This window comes from Moraxella nonliquefaciens (genome assembly GCF_001679005.1).
Classification (GTDB): Bacteria; Pseudomonadota; Gammaproteobacteria; order Pseudomonadales; family Moraxellaceae; genus Moraxella; species Moraxella nonliquefaciens.
This window is the reverse complement of sequence record NZ_LXTW01000007.1, coordinates 1-3,693: the sequence shown is the minus strand read 5'-3', so window position 1 is coordinate 3,693 and position 3,693 is coordinate 1. Positions and strand designations below refer to the sequence as shown.

At 36.5% G+C, this 3,693-nt stretch carries 7 protein-coding genes; all 7 read left to right on the top strand.

Features of this window, described 5'->3' with window-relative positions; all coding sequences use genetic code 11:
- The coding region (locus tag A7456_RS11345; protein ID WP_158512472.1) for a hypothetical protein at nucleotides 1–582 on the top strand (582 nt) is incomplete at its 5' end.
- A gap of 10 nt (nucleotides 583–592) precedes the next feature.
- Nucleotides 593–886, top strand: coding sequence for a hypothetical protein (locus A7456_RS03745; protein WP_067007727.1), 294 nt, complete (start codon nucleotides 593–595; stop codon nucleotides 884–886).
- Between the two features lie 325 nt (nucleotides 887–1,211).
- On the top strand, nucleotides 1,212–1,892 hold the full coding sequence (locus tag A7456_RS03735; RefSeq protein ID WP_145916056.1) for a hypothetical protein: 681 nt from the start codon (nucleotides 1,212–1,214) through the stop codon (nucleotides 1,890–1,892).
- Nucleotides 1,882–2,292, top strand: coding sequence for a HEAT repeat domain-containing protein (locus A7456_RS03730; RefSeq protein ID WP_067007717.1), 411 nt, complete (start codon nucleotides 1,882–1,884; stop codon nucleotides 2,290–2,292). The genes A7456_RS03735 and A7456_RS03730 overlap by 11 nt, the downstream gene beginning before the upstream one ends.
- Nucleotides 2,285–2,497: a hypothetical protein gene (locus A7456_RS03725; protein ID WP_197940280.1), complete on the top strand. Its 213-nt coding sequence runs from the start codon at nucleotides 2,285–2,287 to the stop codon at nucleotides 2,495–2,497. The genes A7456_RS03730 and A7456_RS03725 overlap by 8 nt, the downstream gene beginning before the upstream one ends.
- Nucleotides 2,494–3,093 (top strand): Imm42 family immunity protein, encoded by a 600-nt coding sequence (locus A7456_RS03720; protein ID WP_067007714.1) that lies wholly within the window; start codon nucleotides 2,494–2,496, stop codon nucleotides 3,091–3,093. The genes A7456_RS03725 and A7456_RS03720 overlap by 4 nt, the downstream gene beginning before the upstream one ends.
- Before the next feature lie 75 nt (nucleotides 3,094–3,168).
- Nucleotides 3,169–3,693, top strand: a 525-nt coding sequence (locus A7456_RS03715; protein WP_211266063.1) for a VENN motif pre-toxin domain-containing protein, incomplete at its 3' end; no start/stop codon positions are given.

Here is a 3,693-nt window from a genome sequence, read left to right as displayed (position 1 = left end):
CTTACCCAAGAACAAAAAGACACCATCGTCAGCATTCTAAACCTTGCCACAGTGGCCACAAATACTGTCGTTAACAATGGTGATATCAACAGCGACCAAATGGCGAATGATTTGAATGTGGGTGAGAATGCGGTGGAGTGGAATGGGTTTAACAAAAACAAAAAAGAACCTGAAAGTTTAAGGGTTAAAAAAGATCAATATTGGAGAGTGGCAGATGGAATAGTTAAAGACACATCTGTGGAGGTAGAGGCGGCGGCAGGGCTTGGTTTCTCTGGTGCGGTAACCTATGTTGGTGATGGAAAAGTAAACTTTAGCGGTGCAGTGGTTACTGGTTGGTCTGCTGGTGCTAGTGCAAACAAATCATTTACTCAAGGGGAGAAGGCTGATGGTCTCTATACTGAGTCTTGTATTTCAGGGAAGTACGTTGCTGGTGTGACTGCCTGTTTTGGAGCCAGTGAAAATAAAAAGCTGTATACGACAGAGAAAATAGGGGTAGGGATTGAAGGTCAATTTGGTACCGCTACTGGATATAGCAAGACATATCAGATATTTCCAACGTCTAGAAAGAGAAAGGCAAATTAGGAGATTATTTATGAGTCAGAAAGATTTGGTTGTCATATCTTTGTTTTTGGCAATACTTATATACTTTGCATTCTATCATTACTATTTATACTATCTTTGTAAAAATGCAAAAATAGTTAAAAACCGATTGGAGTATATAGAGCGTGTCGTAACGATATCTAAAGTTGCTTCGGATATTTTTTGGGGTAATGTTGATTCTGATAAGATTAAGAATGATAAAAATTTCCGCATGGTTAGAATATTTTTGAGATTTTTTCCAGTGATTCTATTGATATGGTTTGTTGTACCTAGCCTATTTGAATAACAACGCCATATAGATCCTGACACCACACGCATTACGATTGTCAATGATAATGGGGGGTTAAGCAAACCATCATTTCAGATGGCTTACATCCCTATTTTGTGGATTTTACAGGCGACACCACACCGCCTAAGCCATCAACAGGGCATGTCTACAAAGGCAATCTAACAAGTGCCTACCAAAGATTGATGAGTATCTAAAAGAACAAGGCTTTAATGAAACCACCAGACAAACCGCCTTACTTGCTCTATCAGCAACACTAGGAGTAAGCATTGGCGACAGCACCGCAAGCACTGCTAATAATGTGGGGCAGACAGAGTAGAATTATTTGAGTCATAGGGAATTATCTGCATGGAAAACCAGTCTTATCAAGTGTGCTGGCAATCAACAATGCATTGATAATGTAAATGCTAAGTATGATAATCTCAACAAAACAAACTTTGATAATTTTAAAAATTATTGCACCATCAATTTTGATGCTCAAAGATGTCATAATCGTATTAGACGGTTTGAGGATGGCACCCAAGGCAATTACAATCTTCAGCATATGTCTGGGCTATATACTGACATATCAAGGCTTGGTGGTAAAGATGCCAATAAAACCATAACCAGCGTTAAGTTTAATAATGCTTTTGGTGGCCATACGGTAAGAGATACTGGTATTGCCAATATCAACCGTGATAATGGCAATGAGTTTCAAGCTCTAGTAGGCGAACTGGCCAATGAAAGATTATATGGCGGTGGGCGTGGTGGTACAGTTGCTGGGAGTGGTGGGTATAGGGTTGGGATTAGTGGTGGTTCCAAACAGAGAGGAGAAAAAGGAGTTACATTTAGAGGCGGTTCTCAATCACAAAGAGATAATTGGTATGGTTATAATGACCCAAATTTTAAAAAATGGTGGCATAGAGAGGGTAAAAAAGATTTTGGTGGTAAAGACATTGATAATAGGCAAGAAGCAAAAGATGCTTACGAAGCTTGGGTTGAATTAGGAAAGCCAAATGTTAAATAGAGTGCAAGAAGAATTGTTGCTAAAAGAGTTGGCTTGTGACACTTCTGACATAGCAAGAAAAAATGAAATAGCCCTATATTTTTCAGACAAAAATGATGAAAGGGTTGTGCCAATATTAGAGAGACTTGTAAATAATCCCAAATATAAAAACTATAGAGGAACATTTGTATATGCTCTAAAAAATTTTGCGAGCAATAAACATTTTGATTTATTAATTAAATTATTGATAGATGCTAATTACGAGGTTGCTCATGAAGCTGTTGATATTATTTATTCTATTGATTTTGTTGAAGGTGAAAAAGTTCAGGAAGCCTATATGAAATTAAATTGTGCATACCATGATTGTTGTGAATCGTGGAGAAAAGATTTAATAGGGAATGTATTGCTTTGTTTTGAGTGATTATTTTGGTAAGAAAAGATACTCTTTGGATTCTGATGGAAATATTCATCAATTTACCTACACAGGTACGGGTGATAATACATGGCATTGGGCTGGCAGAACGGGCAAAGACCAAAACCCTGATCAGCAATTAAAAGGTAACGATATACCGCAAGATGTAATCAAGCATTTTGGACTCAACCCTAAAAAGGTAAAGAAATTATGATTTTTGGAAACCCAGATACCTTTGCAATTTATGTTGATGAAGTTAAAAATTGGTTATTTGACAAAGAAATTAATGGCATTGTTGGAATTTACATAAAAGGCAGATTTTTTTTGACAAATTACGGATTAGTTTCTCTTTATAATGAATTTGAAAATATTATCAAAGTATCAAATGATATACCATGCAATCAACTTGTTTTTAATTTATCAGATGTAGAAATATTGAAATTTATGTTAATGGAAAGATATCCAAACTGGTGTGCCAATTCTGAATATGAATGGGAAGAAAATTTGGATAATTGGGATGATGTTGAAGAAAATTTTAAATTTGATTTAAGCTTAGAAAGTTTTTCAAAAGGTCATAATGGTAGTTTTCATTTATTTGGAGTAAGGTCTTTAAATGATAAAATAAAGCTAATATTCTATATCAAAAATAATTTAATGGATTTTTTTAATTTTTCCTTATTGAATGATTCCAATATTTTATCTATTATTATTGATATTAGCGATTACATCTTTATTATTAATGAGTTAATGATATTTTTGGAAAATAATGGAATTTCTGTGAGTTGGGATTCAAAACCTAAGACTCTTTGATGGCATCACCTCCGCTTTATACGCTCCCAATTCAAACGGTATCGTAGGTGATGTAACAAGAGCGGTAAGCCACAAGTGGCTTATCAAATTGGACAATACTTTAAAGAAAACGAAATTAAAAACCAATCAGATGGCGGTAATAGACCCGAAGAGCAAAGCCCACAACACCTACTGGCTCATACCATCTTAGGTGCTGCGGTAAGTGCTGCCACAGGTAATGACATCGCCACAGGAGCAATATCAGGTGCAGCCAATGAAGCTGCTGCCCCAATACTGTCAAATTACCTATATGGCACCAAAGACCCAAAAGAGCTTACCCAAGAACAAAAAGACACCATCGTCAGCATTCTAAACCTTGCCACAGTGACAACAGCTTATACAGCGGCTAATGGCAATACTACTGATGCTGTGAGTGGGGCTGAAGTTGGGAAAATAGGGGTGGAGAATAATAACTACACTTGGACTGCAGAGAGTTTTGGTATGACTACATCAGATATCAATCATGCTATTGCAAAAATGGAGCGTTGTCAGGCAAATCCGAGTGCAAGTGATTGTCAACCAAGAAATGATTATTTGGGGGATTATGCTCGCAATGTCGTC

What these genes read in the sequence shown, in the direction of transcription:
- A7456_RS03745 (WP_067007727.1), top strand. Translation starts at nt 593, where the DNA reads ATGAGTCAGAAAGATTTGGTTGTCATATCTTTGTTTTTGGCAATACTT.
- A7456_RS03730 (WP_067007717.1), top strand. Translation starts at nt 1,882, where the DNA reads ATGTTAAATAGAGTGCAAGAAGAATTGTTGCTAAAAGAGTTGGCTTGT.
- A7456_RS03720 (WP_067007714.1), top strand. Translation starts at nt 2,494, where the DNA reads ATGATTTTTGGAAACCCAGATACCTTTGCAATTTATGTTGATGAAGTT.